This is a genomic window from Psychrobacter sp. G (assembly GCF_000418305.1).
In the GTDB taxonomy this organism is placed as follows: Bacteria; Pseudomonadota; Gammaproteobacteria; order Pseudomonadales; family Moraxellaceae; genus Psychrobacter; species Psychrobacter cryohalolentis.
In genome coordinates this window covers 1407150-1432430 of sequence record NC_021661.1, presented here as the reverse complement: position 1 = coordinate 1432430, position 25281 = coordinate 1407150, and the positions used below count along the sequence as shown (strand labels likewise).

The 25281-nt window shown below is 41.7% G+C and carries 20 protein-coding genes; 9 read left to right on the top strand and 11 right to left on the bottom strand.

The features are described 5' to 3' along the window. Window positions 1–80: 80 nt before the first annotated feature. On the bottom strand, window positions 81–1262 hold the full coding sequence (gene pheA / locus PSYCG_RS06025; protein WP_011513537.1) for a prephenate dehydratase: 1182 nt from the start codon (window positions 1260–1262) through the stop codon (window positions 81–83). Between the two features lie 444 nt (window positions 1263–1706). Here pheA and PSYCG_RS06020 point away from each other — a divergent pair, with 444 nt between their 5' ends. Beyond that, window positions 1707–2648, top strand: a complete 942-nt coding sequence (locus PSYCG_RS06020; RefSeq protein WP_020443403.1) for a transaldolase — start codon at window positions 1707–1709, stop codon at window positions 2646–2648. 187 nt (window positions 2649–2835) lie between these two features. Next, window positions 2836–3288 carry a hypothetical protein gene (locus tag PSYCG_RS06015; protein WP_020443402.1) on the top strand — a complete coding sequence of 151 codons (453 nt, stop codon included), beginning with the start codon at window positions 2836–2838 and terminating at the stop codon, window positions 3286–3288. Window positions 3289–3583: 295 nt separating this feature from the next. Here the strand turns inward: PSYCG_RS06015 and PSYCG_RS06010 are convergent, their stop codons facing one another. Continuing rightward, window positions 3584–4153: an adenine phosphoribosyltransferase gene (locus PSYCG_RS06010; RefSeq protein WP_020443401.1), complete on the bottom strand. Its 570-nt coding sequence runs from the start codon at window positions 4151–4153 to the stop codon at window positions 3584–3586. A 338-nt stretch (window positions 4154–4491) separates the two neighbouring features. Here PSYCG_RS06010 and PSYCG_RS06005 point away from each other — a divergent pair, with 338 nt between their 5' ends. Beyond that, window positions 4492–4656 carry a rubredoxin gene (locus PSYCG_RS06005; RefSeq protein WP_011280463.1) on the top strand — a complete coding sequence of 55 codons (165 nt, stop codon included), beginning with the start codon at window positions 4492–4494 and terminating at the stop codon, window positions 4654–4656. 28 nt (window positions 4657–4684) lie between these two features. After that, window positions 4685–5722: an alpha/beta fold hydrolase gene (locus PSYCG_RS06000; RefSeq protein ID WP_020443400.1), complete on the top strand. Its 1038-nt coding sequence runs from the start codon at window positions 4685–4687 to the stop codon at window positions 5720–5722. Between the two features lie 109 nt (window positions 5723–5831). On the opposite strand, the gene PSYCG_RS05995 is transcribed toward PSYCG_RS06000, so the two are convergent. After that, complete coding sequence (locus tag PSYCG_RS05995; protein ID WP_020443399.1) at window positions 5832–6989, bottom strand: WG repeat-containing protein; 1158 nt, start codon at window positions 6987–6989, stop codon at window positions 5832–5834. A gap of 367 nt (window positions 6990–7356) precedes the next feature. Between PSYCG_RS05995 and PSYCG_RS05990 the strand changes: the two genes are divergently transcribed. Further along, on the top strand, window positions 7357–8289 hold the full coding sequence (locus PSYCG_RS05990) for a DMT family transporter (RefSeq protein ID WP_011513531.1): 933 nt from the start codon (window positions 7357–7359) through the stop codon (window positions 8287–8289). A gap of 111 nt (window positions 8290–8400) precedes the next feature. Here PSYCG_RS05990 and PSYCG_RS05985 read toward each other — a convergent pair whose 3' ends face one another. Then, a complete protein-coding gene (locus tag PSYCG_RS05985) occupies window positions 8401–9834 on the bottom strand; it encodes a solute carrier family 23 protein (protein ID WP_020443398.1) in 1434 nt (477 codons plus the stop codon). A 715-nt stretch (window positions 9835–10549) separates the two neighbouring features. Here PSYCG_RS05985 and PSYCG_RS05980 point away from each other — a divergent pair. After that, window positions 10550–11983 carry an L-serine ammonia-lyase gene (locus PSYCG_RS05980; protein ID WP_020443397.1) on the top strand — a complete coding sequence of 478 codons (1434 nt, stop codon included), beginning with the start codon at window positions 10550–10552 and terminating at the stop codon, window positions 11981–11983. 140 nt (window positions 11984–12123) lie between these two features. Here PSYCG_RS05980 and PSYCG_RS05975 read toward each other — a convergent pair whose 3' ends face one another. From PSYCG_RS05975 to xthA, 3 genes are all read right to left on the bottom strand, one after another. Further along, on the bottom strand, window positions 12124–12522 hold the full coding sequence (locus tag PSYCG_RS05975; protein WP_020443396.1) for a DUF4377 domain-containing protein: 399 nt from the start codon (window positions 12520–12522) through the stop codon (window positions 12124–12126). 318 nt (window positions 12523–12840) lie between these two features. Beyond that, complete coding sequence (gene argJ / locus PSYCG_RS05970) at window positions 12841–14064, bottom strand: bifunctional glutamate N-acetyltransferase/amino-acid acetyltransferase ArgJ (protein WP_020443395.1); 1224 nt, start codon at window positions 14062–14064, stop codon at window positions 12841–12843. A gap of 72 nt (window positions 14065–14136) precedes the next feature. Next, window positions 14137–14961, bottom strand: a complete 825-nt coding sequence (gene xthA, locus PSYCG_RS05965) for an exodeoxyribonuclease III (protein WP_020443394.1) — start codon at window positions 14959–14961, stop codon at window positions 14137–14139. Between the two features lie 317 nt (window positions 14962–15278). Between xthA and PSYCG_RS05960 the strand changes: the two genes are divergently transcribed. From PSYCG_RS05960 to PSYCG_RS05950, 3 genes are all read left to right on the top strand, one after another. Then, complete coding sequence (locus PSYCG_RS05960; RefSeq protein WP_020443393.1) at window positions 15279–15848, top strand: thioesterase family protein; 570 nt, start codon at window positions 15279–15281, stop codon at window positions 15846–15848. 622 nt (window positions 15849–16470) lie between these two features. Next, entirely contained in the window at window positions 16471–18168 is a 1698-nt protein-coding gene (locus PSYCG_RS05955) for a long-chain-fatty-acid--CoA ligase (RefSeq protein ID WP_020443392.1), read from the top strand. Window positions 18169–18731: 563 nt separating this feature from the next. Then, on the top strand, window positions 18732–20432 hold the full coding sequence (locus PSYCG_RS05950; RefSeq protein ID WP_020443391.1) for a long-chain-fatty-acid--CoA ligase: 1701 nt from the start codon (window positions 18732–18734) through the stop codon (window positions 20430–20432). Window positions 20433–20533: 101 nt separating this feature from the next. On the opposite strand, the gene PSYCG_RS05945 is transcribed toward PSYCG_RS05950, so the two are convergent. From PSYCG_RS05945 to PSYCG_RS05930, 4 genes are all read right to left on the bottom strand, one after another. Then, window positions 20534–21403 (bottom strand): SDR family oxidoreductase, encoded by an 870-nt coding sequence (locus PSYCG_RS05945; protein WP_020443390.1) that lies wholly within the window; start codon window positions 21401–21403, stop codon window positions 20534–20536. Between the two features lie 138 nt (window positions 21404–21541). After that, the gene (locus tag PSYCG_RS05940) at window positions 21542–22306 is read right to left on the bottom strand and encodes a histidine phosphatase family protein (RefSeq protein WP_020443389.1); all 765 of its coding nucleotides are present in this window, start codon (window positions 22304–22306) and stop codon (window positions 21542–21544) included. Window positions 22307–22369: 63 nt separating this feature from the next. Beyond that, window positions 22370–23659 carry a phosphotransferase family protein gene (locus tag PSYCG_RS05935; RefSeq protein WP_020443388.1) on the bottom strand — a complete coding sequence of 430 codons (1290 nt, stop codon included), beginning with the start codon at window positions 23657–23659 and terminating at the stop codon, window positions 22370–22372. A 139-nt stretch (window positions 23660–23798) separates the two neighbouring features. Further along, window positions 23799–25049 carry an acyl-CoA dehydrogenase family protein gene (locus PSYCG_RS05930; RefSeq protein ID WP_041772534.1) on the bottom strand — a complete coding sequence of 417 codons (1251 nt, stop codon included), beginning with the start codon at window positions 25047–25049 and terminating at the stop codon, window positions 23799–23801. Between the last annotated feature and the right edge of the window lie 232 nt (window positions 25050–25281).

The window sequence follows — 25281 nt, the reverse complement described above, 5'->3', positions numbered from 1 at the left end:
GACCGCTATTTATGACAAGGCAATTTATAAACGCTTGAGGCTAATACTAATAAAACAATAACTCATAGAAACCAGTAAATTTATAGTACTGCTTTGGGATAAGAGCCTAATACGCGTAAGTCTTTGACCAATGGACGAATATCAGCGATAGCAGCGCTCACATTTGGGTCTTCAATGTGCCCATTCATATCAATAAAGAAGACGTAAGCCCATTTATTAGGACGCTCAGGGCGCGTTTCAATGCTGGTCATAGACACGCCATGATAAGACAAAGGCTTTAATATTTCGATCAGAGCGCCCGCTTTGTCATGCGCTGAAACCATAATTGAGGTTTTATCTTGACCTGATGGTGCAATTGCTTCATGACCAATAATCAAGAAACGGGTCGTATTGCTTGGATTGTCTTCGATATTTGAATAAAGCTTATGCAAATCATATTCTGCTGCTGCCACGTCACCCGCAATCGCTGCCGAGTGCCACTCGTTCTTCAAGCGACGTGCCGCTTCACCATTACTCGATACCGCAACACGCTCGACATTGGGATAATTCACATCAAGCCAATGACGACACTGCGCCAATGATTGCTGGTGCGAGTAAATACGGCTTAACCCATCAAGTTTGGTATGTTCAGCGACCAAAAAGTTTTGATGAATCGGCAGCTCGACTTCACCGATTATTTTTAATGTAGAAGATAAAAAGCCATCTAGCGTATGGTTGACTACGCCTTCAGATGAGTTTTCAACGGGCACAACGCCATACATTGCGGTGCCCGCTTCGACTTCACGAAACACATCAGTAATGGTATTCAGCGGTACAGTATCCGCCGCTTTACCAAAGTGCTTTAATGCAGCGGCATGAGTAAAAGTGCCCAGTGGACCCAAAAACGCAATGCGCTGCGGCGCTTCTAAATCAAGGCATACCGACATAATCTCTCGAAACAAGCGTGCCATTTTTTCATCGGCAATAGGTCCTTCATTACGCTCCATGACGGCTTTTAGCACTTGCGCCTCACGCTCTGGACGATAAAAGATAGGGTTGGCATTTTCAGCAGCAGAATCATTGGCAATGTGGTTCTTTTTCACGCTCGCCACTTGCTGAGCCAATTTGGCACGATTGTTAATCAGCGTCTGAATTTCGCAGTCTACCGCATCGATACTGCCGCGCAATGTATTCAAAAACTCTTTATCCGTTGCGGTAGTACTGATGCTTGCGGTGGTTTGGTTTAGATTATCATTGTTTTGTTCTGGTGACTGCTCACTCATTACCGCCCATCCTTTTTTAGATTTTATTACTGTTAGGTATAACTACTTGTCAATGATGACCATAAATACTTCATTAAAAGACATGAAGACTTTTTAAAGGACATAAATATTTTTGCTCTTATATCACCAATTTATCATTATTGGTTTTTTAAAGCAGCACTATGTTCTTGGTAAAGTTCGTAGTATTCGTAAAGCTCAACCACTGACCGGCTCTACTATAACAAAAACTACGGACAGTGCCCATTCGTAAATGAACGTAAAGTGGCAAATCGCTATAAATCTTAGCATAGTTAAGCGATATACGGGCTTAGCCTGCTAAAACTATCAGGTAACATGTGCCCAAATCTATGTTACAGTTTAAACGGACATGGAATTTTATCCATAATAGACCACAACCATCCATAAGAAAATAACACCATTAATGAATAATACCAAGGATATCTGATGAGCGCATTACAACAGCTTCGCACTATGACTACCATTGTCGCTGATACAGGCGATCTTGCCGCCATTGAGCGTCTAAAACCTATCGATGCGACCACCAATCCAAGTCTAATTACCAAAGCACTGATCCATCCTGATAATGAAGCGGTATTATCAGAAACCATGAGCCGCCATCGAGATGATATTGATGCGGTAATTGATGAGCTAACCATTCAAATCGGCTGTAATATTTTATCTTTAATTGAAGGACGTGTCTCAACTGAGGTCGATGCTCGCTTGTCCTATGACACACAAGCGACCATTGATAAGGCATTGGCATTCATGGAAGCCTATCAAAAAGCAGGTATCGACTCAGAGCGTGTGTTGATTAAGATGGCAGCGACTTGGCAAGGTATTGAGGCGGCACGCTACCTTGAAACTCAAGGTATACACTGCAATCTCACCTTGCTCTTTGGGCAACATCAAGCTATCGCTTGTGCAGATGCTGGTGTGACCTTGATATCCCCTTTTGTTGGACGTATTTTGGATTGGCAAAAACGCCAGCAAAACCGTCAAAACATACCTGTCTCTGATGACATGGGCGTACAATCGGTTAAGCTCATTTATCAATACTACAAGCAGCATGGCTATAAAACGCAGGTAATGGGCGCAAGTTTCCGCTCAACTGAGCAAATATTGGCGCTGGCAGGCTGTGATTTATTGACCATTGCACCTGACCTCATTGATGAGCTAGCAGCAATGGATATCGAGATTACACGTCAATTATCAGAAAGTATGTCAATGGACATGACAGATATGACACGAGTGAGCTTAAGCGCTGAAGAATTCAGTAGCGCCTATCAACAAGATACCATTACTCAAGATCTTTTACCAAAAGGCATTGACGGCTTTATTGGTGCGCGTGATGAGCTTGCTCATATGTTAGCGAGTATGCGCAGCTAAGCTATATATATATGATTAATATGAGTGTATAACCAAGCCTATCTGGCTTGAGAGTTACTTACTAAAGCACTATAAAACAGTAGAAATATTACATAGGTATACGCAGCAGGTAATAAAAGAAATTTGCCTGCTCATAGTAAGTTGGCTATTATGAGCGACCTAAAATGACTACAAGCAAGGCTTAATTATGAAACGGCTAGCAGTGATATTAGCAAGCAGTACGCTTGCGATTGGTGCTCATGCAGTAAACTGGTCAAAAGTAACAGAAAGTCAGACCGGTTCCATTTTTAGCTTAGATTTGGATTCTATCGAACGCTCTGACATCAATATCCTTGATGAAAAGCGGGTCGAAAATATTACCGTCTCCATTCGTAGAACCTACCCTGCATTAAAAAGTACAACGAGTGATAGTAAAGAAAGCGGTATTCATCATAGCGACCAGCAATGGCTTATCTCTTGTAAGGACGCCAGCTATTACAGACGGGCATACGTTTATTATACCGCTGACGACAAAGTAATAAAGTCTTGGCAATCAGAAAAACCCCTCCTGACTACCAAAGATTTCAAAATTACTGCCCCAAAAACTGTCAGTCGTATACTAGTCGAGCAAGCTTGTAAAAATTACGAGCAAGCCAAATAGCACACGTAACATACAAGCAGTCTAAAAAACCCTGATTAAAAAAGCGCGCTGAATAGGTTCAGCGCGCTTTTTTAGATTGCTTTAGTCATATCATCTCAAAGCCATAGAAAACTGGCTTTTATCGCATTTTACTTATAATTAAGGTACCCTAAAAACGCTACAGTACTGCTGGTATAAATTTTTTGCAGCCTCTGTCTGCGTAGGCACAGCAAGCAAGAAAAATTAATACCAGCAGTACATAATGTATCGATATTACTTTTTATTTTTACCCACTATAAGTAGAACCGCCACTCATTTACGCCTTCAATACCGTATAAACAGGCACTGGAAAATCGCCATGTAAATCCACCAAATCTAATAAGACTAATGCACCAACGACCGTATGATCGGCTGATTGACATAGCTCATAAGCAGTGGTCAGTGTGCCGCCCGTTGCCAAGATATCATCAACCAATAGCACACGCTCTGGTGGCAGATTATTTTGCATCTCAAGGGTATCTTTACCGTACTCTAACGCGTAGGCTTTATTGGCAACAGGCGGTGGTAACTTGCCGGGTTTACGTAGCAAAATCATACCTTTACCCAGACGTCCTGCCAGCAAACTTGCAAACACGAATCCACGGGCTTCAACAGCACCCAAACAATCTACCTCATCCATTATGCCTTCAGGTAGGACAGACAGCAGTGCATCAATGACTTCATTAATGTGACTGCGTAGTAACGGTGTAATATCATAAAAATCAATGCCGACTTTAGGGAAGTCTGGTACTGTGCGAATGATGTTCCAAAATGGATGATCGGTATTGAGCGTATTCGATGACTCGATTGCGGTATCAACTGCTGTAACAGCGGTGTTTGCGCTCATAATAACCCTTAACGTCTATAACTTAGATAATGATGTAACAATAGCAAATAATCTATGCATCGGAAAATTAACGGCGGTTATTATAGCATAATTGCCTTTAATATTGCGCGGCAATGGGGAAAACACCACTTATTAAGTCAATAAAATCAGGCATAGTGACTTGATAAACGTTTATTAATCTCAATATACAAGTGTAAACTTAACTATGAAAACAACGGTTATATGCTAAACTAGCTGCGTTTTTACAGTCTAAATATTGACGGTAATCATTCTTGATGTGCCATCAATATCACCTTAAAAACGTATAGTAACACTGGTAATAATCGATAGGACTCTTTATGAAACGTTATGAATGTATTGTCTGCGGCTGGATATATGATGAAGCACTGGGCTGCCCTGAAGAAGGTATAGCACCGGGCACCAAATGGGATGATATCCCTGATGATTGGACATGCCCAGAATGCGGCGTTGGCAAGCTTGATTTTGAGATGCTAGAACTTTAAGCCAATGACCTTTTAGATAGGACCGTTCATGACAGAAAAAAACAACATTGATAATGCTGCTAAATTGCCTGATTCATTGGATAGCAGCTCAAGTTACCCGACGCCTGAATGGCAAAAATTTGGTGAGCATTTGTGGGGCGCATCAGACCTCAGTGAGCATCTTTATCAAGCCATGATAGATATCGGCGACGGTATTGAGCTGTGTGTTGAAGCTGGTGGTAATCCTAATCATCCGCCACTGCTTATGATTATGGGACTTGGCTCGCAAATGATATTTTGGCCAAATCATTTTATTAAGCGCCTTATTGATGCCGGTTTTTTTGTGATTCGTTTTGACAATCGTGATATCGGTTTGTCCTCTAAAGTACAAATCGATGGTCTACCGCGTATTAGTCAGCTTAAAATGATGATGCGCCTGCAAACGGGACTGTCTAATAAAGGTGCACAGGTTGCCTACAATTTAACCGACATGGCAGAAGATACGGCGCGTTTAATCAAGGCTTTGCAGCTTGGCAAAACACATTTGCTGGGTGCTTCTATGGGTGGCATGATTGCCCAAATCGTAGCGGCACGTTATCCAAGCCTAGTACAGCGGATGGCATTGATGTTTACCACCACCAACCGTGCCTTTTTAAAACCACCAAAGCCTAGACAGCTATATACGCTGATTAATCGCCCTGAGAGTCACTCTGAGCGTGATATCGTGCGCCATAGCGTTTGGTTTATGAAGACTGTTGGCACGCCAGGGCATGTAAATGTGCGCATGGTACGTGATATTGCCAAGATACGGTATCAGCGTAACTTTCATCCGCTCGGTACGGTGCAGCAGCTCAATGCTATCTTGGCATCAGGTTCTATCAGTCGATTTAGCAAACAAGTCAAAGCACCTACTATCGTATTACATGGCAGCGCTGATGGCTTAATTCCTGCCTCACAAGGTCGCGTGGTTGCCAAAACCATCCCTAATGCCAAATTTCATTTGATTGAAGGCATGGCGCATGACATTCCTGAGTACTACCAGCCATATATGGTTGATTTGATTAGCAATCACTTATTAGAAAAATAGTTTTAATGATTTAGCTTGTGAATTTTTCCGGCTACAAAAAAAGAGCCTATAGCAATCATGAATCGCTATAGGCTCTTTTTTTGGTCAAAATAAAATATGCTGTTAGGATTTAATCACAGGCGACAGCCGCGCCTTCTTTGTCAATACACATCTTAGTGCCGTTCTCTAGCCTGCCAATCCAAGCCTTATCCGCTACAAACACAAAAGAAGGTTTGTCCTTATAGCGGCTATCAAGACTGAGGCTCTTATTATTGGAATCATTAAAGTTATTAGAGCCGTCAAAATCCTTAAAGTTAAAAGGAATCACAAGCTCGCCGCCAAGATTGATAAAGCCCCACTCTGCATCAATGCGCACGCCCGCTAGCCCTTCCGAGAATGGACGTACTTCGTCGAAAGAATACGTAATCATAGTGACATTATTGTCATCAACAAATCCCCATCTACCGTCTTGTTGACGCGGCTGCAGCGTGGTAAAGCGATTAATTGGTATGGAGGCTGAATTTTTCTGTGTGCTATTTGCGCGAGCACTAGGTTTAACTTCTGATTTACTGGCAGCGGGTCGGTCATTTACACGGCTGTTTTTGGCACTCTTACCGTCATTACTTTTACTATTATCTTTTTTGACACCGGCATTTTGAGTATTAGTGCTTTGAGTATTGGCGTTCTTAATATTGCCCTCTTTATCAAGCCAGCTTATCGCTTTGTTTTTACGTACACGAGCTATACCGCCTCGGTAGTCATCAATATCACTAATCGCTGCTGAAAATGGAACAATAGTCCTATTTGCCGTATCGATGACGCCATAGTGACCGCCCTGCTTGACCACGATACGCCCTTCAGATACTGGACGCGCCCAACCTTGACCGTCATTTAGCACATCGTACATCACAGGAATTACTTCACGACCTTGCATATTCAGATAACCGACATGACTATTACGCATGACAGGCAATAGACCTGCTGATATTTTATCTGCATCCACTTTTTGATAGCGCGTTAAATCAACAAGGCTTTTACCTTGCTTATCGATAAGGGCGACCGGTGCGCCAAAGTCTTTCACTGCTAAGAAATAACCACTACTCGCCGTACAAGAGACGTTCTTATAATAACTCTTAGGGATTTTACAGCTGGCAGCTTGCGCGCTTGGTATGACAAATAACGCGGTTGTTAACATACCAATTGTCAGAGCACAGCGCTTTATTAGGGACGACGGATCTTCAGATTTCGTTAATGACAGTGATCGTTTTGATAAGGTACGTTGGAGCATAAGCAAACCTAAGCTAAAGTAATGATGGCGGTTGAGGTAATTTAAATGAGATATTTTAAGGGTATTAGTTTATTAAGCTGATGATATTACAATATAAAAGTAGAAATGAGGGTAACAAATCGCAGTAAAAACGCCAATGATATTCCTGTAAGGATATTAATTGGCAGCAGCTTGTCTTTATACTTTAGATGAAACCTTAGAAAGTTCATATTCTCTAATATCATAAAATGCCACTATAAAATAAAAATAAATAATATCAAACCATTTCAATTTTAGCTCAAAACATCGACAATACGGCTTGTGGTAAAGATGCTGTCTTTAGTACGCAATAATTGAAATAAAAATTGTCATGATATAAGGATAATATATGGCTATTGCCTCTTCACGCTCCGCTGCTACTGGCTTGCTCATTGGCTGTGTGATCTTTGGTTTGGGCAGTTTAATCGTCGCTCATGTTGACATCGGTGGCTGGGCAATGGCTTTTTGGCGCTTGGCTATTTCAGGCGTGGTGTTTGCGGTATTAGCAAAAATGACAGGGCAACGGCTACCGCGCTCAAAACGTGCTGTTTTTTATGGCTTATTATCGGGTGCATTTTTAGGTTTGGATTTGGCACTGTGGCACGAGAGTATCTATGCGGTGGGTCCCGGCATTTCAACCTTACTAAACAGTTTACAGATTTTCTTTTTGGCAGCCATTGGCTTTCTATACTTTAACGAGCGCCAATCTATATTACAGCTTGTCAGCTTGGTCTTGGCAATGTTGGGTGTGGCAATGATCGGTAGCCCAGAATTTGCCCAAAATAAGGCTGCTACTTGGGGATTTATTACTGGTATCGTGTCAGGGGCTATGCTCGCAGCATCAATGACCTTTATACGTAAAACCCATGATACTGAGCCAACGCCAATATTCATGCTTATGCAGCTGATTAGTATTGGGGGCGGACTGGCAATGATTGTGCCAATGTTTGTCTTTGATATGGGTAATATACTGCCTAATAGCTGGTCTGATATTGGCTGGATATTGATTTATGGTACGGTCATGCAGTGCCTAGCGTGGGGGCTTATCGCCTACTCTATTCCCAAGCTGTCTTTAGCATTAACTGGATTGCTATTATTGACCGAGCCGGTTGCGGCATTGGTAATTGATTATACTTGGCTTGATAAGCCCATCAATACCCTACAATGGAGCGGTGCGTTACTCACGATGTTTGCCATTTATTTGGGTTCGTTAAAGCCTAAACCACGCGCCCTACGCCGTTATCGGTTTTTTGCACGGTTTTATAAGCGTGATTATAAGTAAAGCTCGTATAGAATAAAAACGATCATAAACAAGCGCCATAATAGATAAAAGCCACAATAATTATTGTGGCTTTTATCTATATATTAAGTTTTTTAATTTTATGATTAAAAGTTAGTCTTTTTGGCGATTAAATAGAGCGTTAAGCACAATTGCTGTTAAGGTAGCCGTACCGATGCCACCCAAATCAAAGCCGCCTAGATGCAAGCTAAAGTTACCGGTTCCCATGATTACAGTGACTGCTGCGATGATAAGATTGCTGTTTTTACTAAAGTCGATATGGTTGTCTATCCAAATTTTCGCACCAGCGATGGCAATCAAACCAAAAACTACGATAGAAGCACCGCCCAATAATGCTGGCGGAATGGTTTGAATAATCGCACCAAATTTCGGTGACAAGCCCAGCATGATAGCAACCAAACCTGCTACGACAAAAATAGTCGTACTATATACTTTGGTTACCGCCATCACGCCGATATTTTCTGCATAAGTCGTCACACCTGTACCACCAAAACCTGCCGAAAAAGTCGTCGCTAAGCCATCAGCAAAGAAGGCGCGCCCCATATAAGGCGTTACTCGCGCTTTAGTCATGCCTTCTACCGCTTTAAAATGTCCCAAATTTTCAGCAACTAAAATAAAGGCGACAGGGGCAATTAATATAATGGCGCTCATCTCAAAACGCGGCGCATGAATACTTGGCAGCCCAAACCATGAAGCTGCCGACACACTACTAAAATCAATCGGCACGCCATAGCCCAATACATTGGTCATCACAAAATAAGCAATATAAGACAGTATCAAGCCAACTAATAACAGCAAACGACGTAGCATGCCGCGGGTAAATACCGCTACCCCACTGATAAGCAATACCGTTAACGTGGCCATCCATGCATCAAATTGGTTGGCAGACACCCCTTGAATGGTTACGGGCGCTAAATTAAGACCAATAATCATTACAATCGCACCGGTAACAATCGGTGGCATCAAGCGCTCAATCCAGCCTGTACCCGTCTTCATGACCAACAGACCTATCAATGCATAAATAATACCGCAGGCCATAATGCCGCCCAATGCAACATTCAGATTGGCATTAAACCCTACGCCAGCATATGCCGTCACGGCAATCACGGGACCAATAAAAGCAAAACTCGACCCCAAATAACTTGGCATACGTCCACCGGTAATCACAAAAAACATCACCGTACAAATCCCAGACATCAAAATAGCTAAGTTAGGGTCAAAGCCCATTAATAATGGCGCAAGCACTGTCGCCCCAAACATTGCAAAGGTATGCTGTATACCCAGTAGCATGCTTTTTGAGGGCGGTAAATACTCATTAATGCCAACCGGATCACGATCCAAATCACCGCCATATGGACGCCATGTTGGAAACCAGCGACCATTATCAAAGTCTGGATTGTGCGGTAAGTTCATTGTCGCCGAGCCAGTTGCAACATCAATACCTGCTGCTTCTAGTGCATTTGGCGTTGATGGTTCTTTCTGACTATGCGGCGTTGATTGAGACGAGTTTTTTGGAGGGGTTATCATGCGCGATTGTCCTATAGGCTTAAGCTAATAATAACAGACTGGTAATGACTCACTAACGATACAGACTAATAATAGCTCGAATAAATAAAGAGATAACAAATAACGGTATTTACTATAAGTGCTGTTATAGATAGTGGCTATTATATGAGATAGCTATCTATACAATAAAAAGTTAATGGAAAAATAATGAAATCTAGCTATTACTAACTACGGATTCTTGTATGGATACAGAGCTATTTTTGATATTTTTAACACACTGTCTCTCTTGCTTAATCTTAATATATCGCAAGAACATCCTTTTTACTTCTATGTTTTTCTACACTATTTTTCTATCTCCAATCAGCTGTTTGGAAATATCATAATAATAGGTATTATTTTAGAGTATTACCACATTTTGCTAGCTGTATTGACTAAGATATGCTTTACTAAATTCAACGCTTTGGCTGCTCATACCGTGTATTCTATAGCGACAGCTAACTTACAGGATGTTACATAAGCGTTGATGCCGAGCATCATAACGGAATTTAATAATAAACAACAGCTATTATTCACCCGTCACTCGAACGAACACGTTTAAACATTTTCATAGACAATGCACTAAATTTATCGATGATCAATACTTATTATCTATTGTTGCCCATTATAATATTATATGGGCGCAGTAGTCTTTGCTATGCGGTTTTTCTGAATCCCTTTTATTTTTTGGTAACTTATTATGATTAGTGTCTTTGATTTATTCAAAATCGGCGTTGGCCCATCAAGCTCTCATACGGTTGGTCCTATGATAGCGGCTAACTTGTTTGTACAGTCACTCCTAAAGCAAACCAATCTGAGCGACATCCAGTCTTTAGAGATTGAATTATATGGCTCGCTTGCGGCAACTGGTAAAGGACATGCTACAGATACTGCCATATTACTGGGCTTACTTGGTCATGCACCTAGCACCATCGATACGCGTTTGACCAGTGAATATCTGGCACCGATCTTTTCAGACAATCAACTCAATATCGCAGGCGAGCACGTTATTGCTTTTGATACAGAGTGTGATATTCACTGGTATGATGAGACGGTTCTACCTTATCATCCGAATGCTATGACTATTCGTGTGTCTTTGGCGAATGGCAGCCATTATCAGCAGACTTATTATTCCGTAGGAGGTGGATTTGTTATCAATGAAGAAGATGCGACCAATCCTGATGAAGATAATGCAACGCCGACTATCGATGTGATTCCTTATCCTTTTAATAGCGCCGCAGAACTATTAGAACAATGCCGTAAACATCACTTGAGCGTGAGCGAGCTGGTATTAGCAAACGAATGCCATTACCGTGAGCAGGCAGAAGTATTTGCGTATTTAGATTCTATTTGGGAGTCGATGCAAGATTGTGTGACCCGTGGCTGCCAAAACAGCGGTATTTTACCGGGTGGCTTAGATGTAAGACGCCGCGCTCAAGCACTATATGTGCAACTATGTGCTGAAAAAGACCAGCCGATTGCGCAAAATGACAAATTGGTTGCGATGGATTGGATTGATTTATATGCTTTAGCAGTCAATGAAGAAAACGCCAATGGCGGCAATGTGGTCACTGCTCCTACCAACGGCGCGGCAGGTATCATTCCTGCAGTGATGCACTATTATCGTGACTTTTTATCAAACTATAGTATCGATGGCGCGCGCAAGTTTTTGTTAAATGCCACGGCGATCGGTAGCTTAATCAAACAAAATGCTTCCATCTCGGGTGCTGAAGTGGGCTGCCAAGGTGAAGTAGGTTCAGCTTGTGCAATGGCGGCGTCTGCATTGGCAGAAATCTTAGGTGGCGACCCTGCTAAATGTCTTAATGCTGCTGAGATTGGTATCGAGCATAACTTGGGTCTGACCTGTGATCCTGTTGGTGGCTTAGTCCAAGTCCCTTGCATCGAGCGCAATGCGATGGGCGCAGTCAAAGCCGTCAATGCAGCACGACTTGCCTGTCGTGGTAATGGTCAACATTTTGTCTCTTTAGACAAAGTCATTGAAACTATGAAAGTTACTGGCGCTGACATGTTAGATAAATACAAAGAAACTTCTCGCGGTGGATTGGCAGTATATGCTGACAACCGTATACCGACTGCCACTCATGGCGTCAGCGTGAAATACAGCCAATGCTAATGATTGGGCAGCTTATAACTGAATAGAACATATAAATCCTATTATAAAAAAGACCTCTAATGATTAGAGGTCTTTTTTTAAGCTAACTGCTATTGAATTAACAATAGTGCTATTTATTCCAAAAGCTACTTGATGAGCAATTATTCCGCTTTTTTTGACACTACTTGGTTCAGTATCCAAACTGGCTTAACCGCATTCGTTACTTCATCCATCATCGCTTCTTGGCGAACGTCCAAAACATAACGATAATTTGGCTCATACGTAAAGCCTTGAATATTACCATTTAAAGGGGTGTAGTTTTTCTGATACGTTTGGCGATACTGCAAACACTCTGACTCAATCATGGCACCATTAGAAGCTTGTAGCTCACAAACTGCTTTCAGCGGGGCTATCTCTATTTTAAAACTTGGAATGTTAATGACTTTAACCACTGCTGGTTCACCTTCAACGACCATGGTACGCGTATCGTCAGTTGCCATGGTTGAACAACCTGATAAAACAAACGTTGCCATCACTGCTGCTAATGCTAACTTTTTCATTATAAAATCCTCAATGTATTCATAGTTTTATTTGTTTGAACTCGATTTATTCATTTTAGAATAAACGGTTTTTCGATACCACTTAATCATTTATTATTAACTCGACTAGTATAGGGCGCAAAGTAACTGCGCCTCTACAACTGCTTTGTAACTTAACGTCAGCTTTTGCAACGGTTGTTAATCAACAGTAAATAAATATTTTTGATATTACCGAAAAATACATCTTACTTTCAGTGATATCAGTTTAAAACACTAAATAAAAAACGCTCAGAATCATCATGATTCTGAGCGTTTTTTATAATTAAGTATTAAGATTGTTTAGCTACGATAGTCCGCATTTATTTTGACATAGTCGTAAGATAAATCGCAGGTATAAACGGTGTCATGGGCATCACCGCGTGCAAGATCGATATGAATGGTAATCTCAGGGCGACTCATGACCGTCTTGCCCGCCTCTTCCGTATAGTTTGGCGCGACACCACCATTTTGACAAATCATAACTTCGTCTAAGTAGACATCGACTTGTTCGGTATCAAGGTCTTCAATCCCAGCATAACCGACGGCTGCTAATATACGACCCCAGTTGGCATCACTGGCAAAAAATGCCGTTTTGACCAAGGGTGAATGCGCAACCGCATATGCCACATCGCAGCATTCTTGCGTGGTTTTACCACCTGTAACTTTAACTGTCATAAATTTAGTAGCGCCTTCACCATCACGTACGATCAGTTGTGCCAAACGTATAAAGACTTCAGCTAACGCCTCAAACATTGGCTGATAATGTGGGTGCTCAGGGCTATCAATGATATCTGAGCTCGCAGCACCTGTCGCTATCAATACACAACAATCATTGGTCGAGGTATCACCATCGACCGTAATACGGTTAAAAGACTGCTCATTGATAGCACTTAACATCTCTTGTAATAAGTCAGCAGCAATATTGGCATCGGTTGCAACATAGCCAAGCATGGTTGCCATATTGGGACGTATCATGCCTGAGCCTTTTGACATCCCCGTAATATGATAACTACTACCATCAACATCGATTTTTTTACTCGCGAGCTTTGGAATCGTATCCGTTGTGCGGATGCCATTTGCAGCAGCAAGCCAATTATCAGGCGCTAGATTGGCTAATGCGTTGTCTAGTCCTGCGATAATTGCCTCACTATTTAATGGCTCACCAATAACACCCGTCGAAAATGGCAATACAGTATCACTAGCCACGCCAGCTTTAGCAGCTAATGCCGCACAGATATCTGTGGCACGGCGTTTGCCATCAGCACCGGTTCCAGCATTAGCATTACCAGTATTGGTCACCAAATAGCGCGGAGAAGCTGCAGCAAAGTGTTCACGTAATACGCGCACAGGCGCAGCGCAAAATGTATTTTTGGTCGTTACCACTGCAGTGGCAGCCTCAGCTGCGATCTCAATAATTACCAAATCATCACGATTTTTATAACGTACGCCTGCTGCGGTAGCGCTTAATTTAATGCCTTCAATAGGATAAATCGTCTCAGGTACTGCAACATTGCCAACTGCCATCATTCACTCCTTAATTATTGATATTGGTATATTTTTATTGATTGTAAAGCCTTAGTCATAATGGTAAAAACATCATACTTTGTTTAAATCAAATGCTGTCCAAATAGGCGCATGGTCAGAGGGTTTTTCCATAGCGCGCAGCTCATAGCTGATACCCGCATCAACACAACATTCAACAAGATCAGGCGTACATAAAATATGATCAATACGCAATCCACGCTTAGGATCATCATCAAAACCGCGACTGCGATAATCAAACCAGCTGTATAATTCGGTGCTTTCTGGATAATGCAAACGGTAGGTATCAGTCAACTCACGTGACATAAGATTGCTATACCACTCACGCTCCTCAGGTAGGAAGGATGTTTTTCTATTTTTCAACCAGCGCTTAGCATTTACTTCACCGATTCCAATATCGATATCTTCAGGGGCAATATTCATATCCCCCATAATCACTAGCGAGCGCCCTTCTGCTTTTAGCGTATCAATATAGGCCATTAAATCAGCATAATAAGCGCGTTTCATCGGAAATTTGGTCAGATGATCTTGACTCTCACCCTGTGGGAAATAGCCATTGAGCACATCAATCTCACGCCCATCAAACTCATAACGCGCATGAATAAAACGTTTTTGCGCCTCTTCATCTTCGCCAGGGAAACCTTTTTGCACAAAAATAGGCGCAACTTTCGATAATAATGCCACACCGTAATGCGCTTTCTGTCCAAAATACTCGACGTGATAGCCCAAGCCTTCTACATTTTCAAGGGGAAACTGCTCATCATGTACCTTGGTTTCTTGCAGACCCATGACATCAGGATCGATAATATCTCGCACCGCCTCCAGCTGATGTTGACGAGCTCGGATACCATTGATATTAAAACAAACAAAACGGGTCATAAATTATCCTATCCTATATAAATAACTGCTTTAATAAGTAAGTGCAGTTTTAAAATGCACTTATAAATAAATCTAAAATAAAACAAATACGGCTATGATAGCAGACATAGACAGCGCTAGCTGTTGCACCCTTTTATATCTTGAGTTAGAGTGTTTGTTTGGTCTAATTACTTGGCTGTTTGCCGTGTCATTTTATCAAAACATGCTATCAATCCATTCTTATTGACTTTCCTACTTTTTATTAACTCATGCTTATCAAGCAGCGGCATTTAAACAACTTATAACACCCTATTATTAAAAATCTATTGAGCATTATTATGACAAAAACAACTGATAAGAACCCAACTGCCGTATCAAAACCTCACATAATTACGCCGTTATTTGCGACCAACTATAATGTCTACATCAATCATACTGATGCTGGCGGTATAGTCTATCATGCCAATCACTTAGTGTTCTTTGAAAACTGCCGCCGCGATTGGTTTACTCAATTGGGATTAAATGGTTATTTCTTGGAGACCAATGACGGTCAGATTCAGCATTTCGTCGTCACTCAAGCGGACTTGCAATATAAGCGCGCAATTTTATTAGATGAGGTCATTAATGTACGCATTGATAACGTTGAGATAAAACCTGCCAGCATTGTATTTTATCAAAGCATTTATCGTCAGCCCTCTCAAGAGAACACTGCTGACAATGTAAAAGCGGTTTTGCTAAGCAGCACTAAAATCGTTGTTGCCTGTGTACAAAATCAAATCACACCGGATGCTATAGAGAATGATGCGTCAAATAAAACCATCTCAAATACCGCGCCAATGCGCCCTATTCGTGTGCCAAAAAAATTGCGTGTTGCTATTGAGCAAGCAATTTCAGAATACAATAAGTAGCTTCTATAATAAGTGATTTCTTAAATATCTTTAGAAAAATCTGTTTTTCCTACGACAATAATTAGTCATCTTCTCTTTTTGTATGATATATAGAATCGATTTGATTTAAAACCGATACAGCTCTACTGCTATAGACTTTTCGTAGCCCCTGTGAAGCATGCTATGCCTACGCCAACAGAGACTGCAAAACATTTATTCCAGCCTCGCTGTATCATTTTTACATTGAGCTGGCTATAGACCTTGCTATATATTCATTTATAAGGATATTTACTGTACTGAGCAGTACTCTTATCATCATAGTGCCTTAGCCTAGATTCATGCTAACGTATTGCTTAAATGTATCATTATATATTTGATATATTATTTTTTTGTGGTAGATGGTTGGTAGAAAAAATTAATTCAGCTAGTTTTTTAAGATTACTCAGATAGCTTCTTAATTAAACACTTATTTTTTACCATTTACTGATGTCAAATAACCCAATAACACCAGCAGTCTGTCAATGGATAAGGATATTATTAAATTCAGCGATCGCTTTTATGTCAGCGCTGTTTTTTTATTGACAAGGATCTGACTGCTTAGCTAGCAACATTTAACCTCTCTCATATTTCAAGGACGCTGACTATGACGCCAAATAAACCTTGGCTTGCAAATTACCCTATTGGTGTGCCAAAGACGATTGATCCAGACAAATATAGCAGTATCATGGAGCTATATGAAGAGTGCTTCGATCGCTTTCGCATGCATCCTATGACCATCTGTATGGGCGTTACTCATACCTACGACGATGTCGATAAAGCTTCTATCGCGGTTGCTGCATGGTTACAGGCAAAAGGTCTGCCTCAAGGTAGCGTAGTCGCGCTTATGATGCCAAACGTGCCGCAATACTTGCCAACGATGATTGGTATTTTGCGGGCTGGCTATATCTGTACACCCGTAAATCCTCTGTATACTGGCCGCGAGCTACGCCATCAATTGAATGACTCTGGCGCTCAGGTTATTTTTGTCGTCGATAACTTTGCCCAAGCACTTGAGCAGGTCATTGAAGAAACCCATATCAAACACATTGTCCTATCAAAAATGGGCGATATGATGGGTCTAAAAGGTATATTGGTCAACACTATTATCCGTCAGGTCAAACGCTTGGTACCCAAGTATAATCTGAATGACCCAAAATACGACGTCACTAAGTTCCCTGATGTGCTCAAGAAAGGCAAAAACCTGCCGTTCCAAAAGCCAAAACTGTCTTTGAGTCAAACCGCCTTTTTGCAATATACAGGTGGTACAACAGGGCTTTCTAAAGGCGCTATTTTATCTCAGCGTAATATTGTCGCAGGCGCGATGCAGTCAGAAGCTTGGACTCGCCCTATTACCTCAGAGATTAATGAGGTATATATCAATATGGTGATGGCACTGCCGCTGTATCATATTTTTGCCTTTATGCTGAGCTCACTGGGTATGCGTGCAGGTTACACCTTTATATTGGTTCCTAACCCGCGTGATATACCAGGCTTTATTAAGACGTTATCAAAACAGCCCTTCCATATTTTCCCTGCGGTCAATACCTTGTTTAAAGGCTTACTCGACAATCCGAACTTTAAAAACCTAGATTTTAGCTCACTACGTATCTCACAAGCAGGCGGTATGGCAGCGACTGAGCAAACAGCAAGACGCTGGCTTGAGACGACAGGCTGCGCTATGATTGAGGGTTGGGGAATGACGGAAGGGGTTGCTGTTGGTACTGCCAACGTCATCACTGATCGCAAGTTTAATGGTACGATTGGCGTCCCTGTCCCTAGTGTTGATGTCATTATTATCGATGACGAGGGCAACCCTGTCGGTGCCAATCAAGCAGGCGAGATGTGTGTCAAAGGACCTAACGTTACCTCAGGTTATCTAAATAGAGACAGTAGTGATGACTTTACCAAAGATGGCTACTTTCGCACTGGCGATATCGTCAGCATGGACGAAAAAGGCTACTTTAGACTATTAGACCGTAAAAAAGACATGATTTTGGTGTCAGGATTTAATGTATTTCCAAATGAGATCGAGTCGGTCATGCTTGATTGTGACGGCATTATCGATTGTGCTGTCATCGGTATCCCTGATGAGAATCAAGGTGAAGCGGTTAAAATCTATGTTGTCCCTGCTGATAACAATGTCACCAAAAACTCTATTAAAGAGTTTGCTTTAGACAATATGACTGGTTATAAATGTCCACGTCATATCGAGTTTGTTACTGAGCTACCAAAAAGTAACGTCGGTAAAGTATTACGTCAAAAACTTCGAGAGAAGCATATGATAGACAATCCTCAACTATAATTAAAGCGGCCTTTTAATTGTCAAGAGCGCCTTGCATTAGATGCAAGGCGCTTTTTTATTAACCATCCCATCGATCAATTCTAAACTTTATTAGCATTTTTAGTATGCTATCTTGTCTCTGCAATCGCTTCACTATTCTTAGTTGCAACATATATTTTTCAATATATCAAGTATAACGACAAACTCTCAAGTTCTTTTATAGCAATAACTTACTCAATTACACTTATGTTAATGTATTGCCAAAATATGTTACGCTATTGTTTATAATATTAAGTCAGTAATATATTTAACTGAGGTCAATTAATTGACCTTAAACAGCAGTACATTTTTCAAAAATAATTACAAACCAGTCATTTAATCTATTCAGATGAGTTTTCTGTGTGGTTAAATGAATTTTTAGTTCAATCACCTTGTATAAAGGCCGCCGTATTTTAGCAGTTTGTGAATAAATGGGATAGCACTCGACAATCCACCGCTTAACTGGCGATGACTCGTATTGTTGACATGGATGTGACTACTTTTGTATAGAGCCTTAACTGATCGCAAATTTAAGGACGCTTAGTATGACAACAGATAAACCTTGGCTTGCTCAATATCCAGCAAACGTACCCAAGACTATTAATCCTGATCAGTATGAAAGTCTCATCGAGTTGTATGAAGAGTGTTTTGACCGCTTCCGTATGCATCCTATGACCATCTGTATGGGCGTTTCTCATACTTATGGAGACGTGGACAAAGCGTCTCTTGCTGTCGCTGCTTGGTTGCAAGCACAAGATATCCCTAAAGGTAGCGTAGTGGCAGTCATGATGCCAAACGTGCCGCAATACTTACCGACGATGATCGGTATATTGCGCGCCGGCTATGTTTGCACCCCTATCAACCCACTATATACTGGTCGTGAGCTACGTCATCAACTCAATGATTCAGGCGCTCAGGTTATTTTTGTCGTCGATAACTTTGCTCAAGCACTTGAACAAGTCATTGAAGAGACGAACATCAAACGTATTGTCCTATCGAAAATGGGCGACATGATGGGACTAAAGGGTATTTTGGTCAACACCGTTATTCGTCAGGTCAAACGCTTAGTGCCTAAGTACAACCTGAATGACCCTAAGTATAATGTTACCAAATTCCCTGATGTGCTTAAAAAAGGCAAAAACCTGCCTTTTCAAACACCAAAAACCTCACTGCAACAAAAAGCTATTTTACAATATACCGGCGGTACAACAGGCCTATCTAAAGGCGCTATTTTAACCCAGCGTAACGTTGTCGCTGCTGCCATGCAATCAGAAGCATGGTATCGCCCTGTTACCTCTGAAATCAATGAGGTGTACATCAATATGGTCATGGCATTGCCGCTATATCATATATTTGCCTTTATGCTGAGCTTGCTAGGTATGCGTTCGGGTTATACTTTTATATTAATACCTAATCCACGAGACATGCCTGGATTTGTCAAAACCTTATCAAAACAGCCCTTCCATATTTTTCCTGCCGTCAATACCTTGTTTAAAGGACTACTTGATCAACCAACCTTTAAGAACCTAGATTTTAGCGCATTACGTATCTCACAAGCAGGCGGTATGGCAGCGACTGAGCAGACGGCAGCACGCTGGTTAGAAGTCACTGGTTGCCCGATGGTTGAGGGTTGGGGTATGACTGAAGGGGTTGCAGCAGGTACTGCTAACGTCATTACTGATCGCAAGTTCAATGGCACTATTGGCATTCCTGTACCTAGTGTCGATGTTATTGTGGTCGATGATAATGGCGAGACCGTAGGTTTTAATCAGTCTGGTGAAATGTGCATTAAGGGACCAAATATCACCTCAGGATATTTTAATAAAGACAACACCAATGACTTTACTAAAGAGGGTTACTTCCGTACTGGTGATATCATTAGTATGGACGAAAAAGGCTATATCACTTTACTTGATCGCAAAAAAGACATGATTTTGGTATCAGGATTTAACGTCTTTCCAAATGAGATTGAGTCAGTTATGCTAGATTGCAAAGGTATTATTGATTGCGCAGTGATTGGCATTTCTGATGAGCATCAAGGCGAAGCAGTCAAAATTTATATCGTTCCTGCTGATAACAATGTTACCAAGAGTGATATTAAAGAATTTGCCTTGGACAATTTGACTGGTTACAAATGCCCGCGTCATATTGAATTTGTGAGTGAGTTGCCAAAGAGTAATGTGGGTAAAATATTGCGTCAAAAACTGCGTGAAAAACACATGGCAGATAACCCTCAAATGTTATAACTTCTAAAATCTGTACACATTAAGACCAATAAAAGAATCCCTCTATATCAGCATATAGAGGGATTCTTTTATTGGTCTTGATATTATTAATGTCGCTTGTACTAACTGACTTTATTGACCACCTGCAATGGCAAGTGCTTCATTGCTTGACCGACGATAGACCATGGTAGACTGGGTACACAAGCTTCATCAACCTCAGCTTCAATCGCTGCAACGATGGATTTGGTGCCCGTATCTGCATCTACTTCAAACGGTAATGGCTTGGCATTTTCATTGATTTCAGTACGGATATAGCCTGGATAAATAGTAGAGACTTTGATCGGCAGTTTGGTCAATAGCATATCAGCACGGATGCCCTCTGCCAAATGTGCCAAGCCTGCCTTACTCGCACCATAGGCAGTCAAGTGCTTAGGTAATCCACGCATCGCTGACATACTAGATATCACGACCAAATGGCCGCTATTTTGTGCGCGAAAGATACTCATCGCTGCTTCACACTGCGCGAGCGCCGAAATAAAGTTAACCTCAACCGTACGGCGGTTGGTATCAAAGCGTCCTTTACCAATACGGCGACTCTCGCCAATGCCTGCATTGACCACGACACGATCAATATGACCAAAGTCAGCCGTGAAGGCATCAAACACTTCAAAAATCGCATCATAATCACTAACGTCTAGCACTCGATACTCGATACGAATATCAGGATATTGTGCCATCAGCTCTATTTGTAGACTCTCTAAACGATCCGTACGACGCGCACAAATAGCAAGGTTGTATCCAAGCTTAGCAAACAATCTCGCCATGCCCTCGCCCAACCCTGAGCTGGCACCCGTGATTAAAACCGTTTTGCCACGACCAATCTGCTGTTTATTTAAACCTTTTAAATAACGTGCTGGTTGAACCGCGCCAAATAATTGATTTTTACTTTTGGTGGCTTTTTTTGCCACTAGGCTCAGTAATTTATTTTGCATGGACATTCTCTTATGTATCAATGATAACTTCAAGATAACGTAAACACTTCCAACTGTCTATGTGGCTTTGGTGTTATCTGCGCTAGTAGCCAGCCACTACAGACTTTCTATAACAAGGTTTTAGCAACCAATCATGAATTATCGCCATGTCACAAAACGCTTACCATCAGCGAATAAATGACTATACTCATTTAATGACAGTAAACGTGAATTCTGCTCTTTTAAAGTAATAGATGTCACGCCCGTATTAACCAAGCTTTTATTGATTTGATACGCAGTTTGACTGCCTTGTTGCAAGAGTTGCGACGTAATAGCCGCAATCACACCACCAGAAGTAAATACCAATACCGTACTATCGCGATTTAAATTTAGCGTTGTCACCTGTATACGTATTTGCTGAAGCGCTTGCTTAGCTCGCTCATTAAACTGCGACCAGCTTTCTATATAATCTTGATCATAATCACCGCCATGCCAGCGCTGCATCGCGTTATCGAATAACTCAGCCAAACGTGTCATCGGTACATCCGCTTTAGCAATCTCAGCTGCGATTGATGTTCGAGTGCTGAATACTGGATCTGATTTAACAAAAACATCTTTATGATTAAATTCATCAAACTGCGGCAAAATATAGCTATCAGGATAGTCTATATTAATGGCAGGTAATATAGGCGTTTCACTCTTATTATTAACAGTAATAGAAAACTGATAGCTATCCCAAAAGTGCCGTGCGGAATCTTGTTGCCTGACCAAACTCCCCGTAAAAATAGCATCGATTCGGCGCTGGGTCGTTGCATAATGCTGGCCGAGCATTTGCGCTTGGATACCACCTAGCTCTGACAGCTGATCGTAATTTTCTTGTCCAAAGGATGCCTGGCCATGACGTGCCAGAAGAATGGTTGTCATAAAATACTGCCTTTTATCATAGTTTCAATATGCTGATTTCAAACATTTTACTTGCTAAAAAAATTACTCAGCTGTTGATTGTGGCGACTTAGCAAAATAGCCTTTTGGTAAAATACCTTTAATAACTTTTTGTACAGGCGCTGGTAATTGCTCAATGGTGGCAGCATCGACGCCCATATCTTGCAAATGCGGCTGCACATGAGTGTTGAATAACGCCTCACCTTCATACTGTGCTATCAACTTCAGAGATTTTGCATGCAATACATGAACGATAAGCCAAAAATTCTTAAATGCCGGATTGGTCGTTTGTTTATGATAGTAGCGGTAATAAATTTGCTGGACAATACCTGCTAGACGGAATAAACCAAACACTTCATAAAACGTCCAATTATCTATCTCTAGACCTGTCTGCTCAAGATAATAAGCAACCACCTCATCGCGAGTCATCATGCCTTTTAAATGCGTGGGCTGACGCCGTGACTGCTGCATGATGATGTTGTCATCTTCTTCAATCCAATACGCCAATGCGCTGCCCAAATCCATCAAAGGATCGCCCAAGGTCGCCATTTCCCAATCAAGTACGCCGATAACCTTAGTTGGATCTGCGGCATCTAAAATGACGTTGTCAAAACGCCAATCATTGTGAATCAAGCAAGTCTTACTATCAGCAGGCGTATGCTTACCAAGCCATTGACGTACTAAGGCAAAACTTGGGACGTTAGGTGTTTTAGCTTTGACATAACGCTTATCCCAGCCTGTTACTTGGCGCTCGCAATAACCTTCGCCACGCCCAAGATTGACCAAATCAGGATGCGCTTTATAATCTACTTGGTGCAACTCAACCAACGCATCAATGACATTGGTACATAATGCACGCGTTTGCTCTTCGTTTAAATCAATCCCTTTTGGCAAATTGGCACGAGGAATGATACCTTCCATACGCTCCATGACATAGAAATCGGCGCCGATGACGGACTCATCCGTACATAGCGCGACCATTTTAGGTACATAAGGATAAGCATCCTTTAAGGATTTTTGGACAGTGTATTCGCGCACCATATCATGTGCTGATTTGGCTTTAGTGCCTTTTGGCGGACGGCGTAAGATTAAATCTTGGCTTTTACTTTCAGCGTTACCTTCGCCTTCATATTGCAAACGGTAAGTCCAGTTTGATGCTCCGCCTGAGAATTGGGTAACCGTTGGCTCGCCTGCTACATCGATTCCTTGGGCGCGTAGCCAGTTACTAACCGCTTTGGCGTCAAGCTCTTCACCCTCGCGAACCTCGCCGCCTTTATCTAAGATTTTATTAGCTACTTCTTTATCCGTAGTATTGCTTTGATTAGCATTTGCCATAAGATGTTCCTTATCGTGTGGGCAGTTATTTTTATCAATGAGTATAGGGATGAAAATTCACTATTAATGGTGTAATAGTGAATCTTTAATTATCGTTAAGCTCACTTTTTATTAAATTATAGACTCGCACTAATCTATATTAAGATTTAGCAGGTTTCGACGAACGACTAAAACCTTGACGCTTTAGCTCAAGTTTCGCAATCATGGTTTTATGCACTTCATCAGGACCATCAGCTAAGCGCAGCGCTCGTGCTTGAGCAAAGAAACTCGGCAGCATCGTATCTTGGCAAACGCCCATGCCACCATGGATTTGAATCGCCATATCAACCACTTCTTGTAAGACTGTCGGTGCGACGACTTTAATGGCAGAGATTTCTGTGAGTGCAGCTTTTGTGCCTTGCGCGTCCATTTTTTGTGCGGCATATAGAGTGAGCAAACGGGCTTGATCAATCTTAATACGTGCTTCAGCAATACGCTCAAAGTTACCACCTAGTTGTAGTAATGGCTTACCAAAAGCCGTACGCTCCATACCGCGTTTTACAGCCAGCTCTAGCGACTTTTCAGCGGCGCCAATACAACGCATGCAATGATGAATGCGACCTGGCCCTAGGCGACCTTGCGCAATCTCAAAGCCCATACCTGGGCCACCGATAAAGTGGCTAACGGGTACACGTACATCATTAAAGCTGACTTCACCATGACCATGCGGCGCATCATAATCGCCAAATACTTTTAGCATGCGCTCGATATTGACGCCTGCAGTTTTTGCTGGAACCAATACCATCGAATGCTGATGATGACGGTCTTTAGTTTCATCAGGGGTGTATGCCATCACAATCAAAATATCAACTGCTGGGTCGCCAAGACCGGACGACCACCATTTACTACCATTGATAATAATCTCATCGCCATCGACAACCGCAGTCGCCTGCATGTTGGTCGCATCACTGGATGCCACCTCAGGCTCAGTCATACAAAATACCGAACGCGTTTTACCTTCCAAGATTGGCGTCAGCCATTTATCTTGCTGCTCTTGTGTACCATAACGCCACAACAGCTCCATATTGCCACTATCAGGGGCATTGCAGTTAAATACATAAGGTGCTAGTAAACTGCGGCCTGTCAACTCTGCAATCGGTGCATAATCGGTAACCGAAAGGCCAGTACCTAGGATGTCATCCGGCAAAAATAAATTCCATAAACCGGCTTCACGTGCTTGCTTACGTAAGCTCTCATACTTTTCTGGCCACTGCCAATTTTTCCAATTACCATCAGGATTTTGCTGATGACAATCTGCCCAAAACTGCGCTTCAATGGGCTCAATATGGGTTTCGATAAATGCTTGTACTTGGGCATGCATGGCTTGACCATGTTCTGTTGCTGTAAACATCAAGGCATTGCTAGACATAATGATTTCCCTATCCTTATTAATTATCTCAATCACATTTTTATAAAAAATTTCATAGTGTACGTACGTAAACTCTGTATCGTATGCACCATTTATAACACAGCGATTATTTTTAAACAGCAAAAAGGCGCGACCCGTTAGGACACGCCTTTTACAAAATACAAACAATATATGGATTTAGGTTAGAACTCTACAGGTTAGCCATGCATTTGGC